Below are 989 nucleotides of genomic sequence, written 5' to 3' on the forward strand. Positions count from 1 at the left end.
CGCGTGCTCACTGGTGCCGGTCAGGGTGCCCACCCCCGCATCGCTGATCTCGAAGCTCACCCCCACCGTCGGCAACAGGTCGTAGCCCGCGGTGTCCGTATCCGTCGCGGTGTTGCTCGCATTGTCGGTCGCCATGGCCGTCGCCGTGTAGGTCACTTCCTCGGGGAAGGTGATGCCGGAGAGATCCACACTCCAGGCGCCATCCGGGTTCAGCGTCGCCGGGAACGGGCCATAGCTGCTGCCGTCGCTGCCGCTGATGCTCACCGACACGCTGGTCGCGTGCTCGCTGGTGCCGGTCAGGGTGCCCACCCCCGCATCGCTGATCTCGAAGCTCACCCCCACCGTCGGCAGCAAGTCGTAGCCCGCGGCGTCCGTATCCGTGGCGGTGTTGCTCGCGTTGTCCGTGGCCGTGGCCGTGGCCGTGTAGGTGACTTCCTCGTCGAAGCTCTCGCCACTCAGGTCCACGCTCCAGCTGCCGTCCGGATTCAGTGTCGCCGGGAACGGGCCGTAGCTGCTGCCGTCGCTGCCGCTGATGCTCACCGACACGCTGGTCGCGTGCTCGCTGGTGCCGGTCAGGGTGCCCACCCCCGCGTCGCTGATCTCGAAGCTCACCCCGACGGTCGGCAGCAGGTCGTAGCCCGCGGTGTCCGTATCCGTCGCGGTGTTGCTCGCGTTGTCGGTCGCCGTGGCCGTCGCCGTGTAGGTGACCTCCTCGTCGAAGCTCTCGCCACTCAGATCCACACTCCAGCTGCCGTCCGGGTTCAGCGTCGCCGGGAACGGACCCAGATTGCTGCCATCGCTGCCGCTGATGCTCACCGACACACTGGTCGCGTGCTCGCTGGTACCGGTCAGGGTGCCCACGCCCGCATCGCTGATCTCGAAGCTCACCCCGACGGTCGGCAGCAGGTCGTAGCCCGCGGTGTCCGTATCCGTCGCGGTGTTGCTCGCGTTGTCCGTGGCCGTGGCCGTCGCCGTGTAGGTGACTTCCT

1 protein-coding gene is annotated in these 989 nt (G+C 68.3%); it reads right to left on the reverse strand.

What is annotated here, in order from left to right:
* The coding region (locus E6C76_RS21925; RefSeq protein WP_211090315.1) for a hypothetical protein at window positions 1-822 on the reverse strand (822 nt) is incomplete at its 3' end.
* Window positions 823-989: the final 167 nt, after the last annotated feature.

The organism is Pseudothauera nasutitermitis, from assembly GCF_004801295.1.
GTDB lineage: Bacteria > Pseudomonadota > Gammaproteobacteria > Burkholderiales > Rhodocyclaceae > Pseudothauera > Pseudothauera nasutitermitis.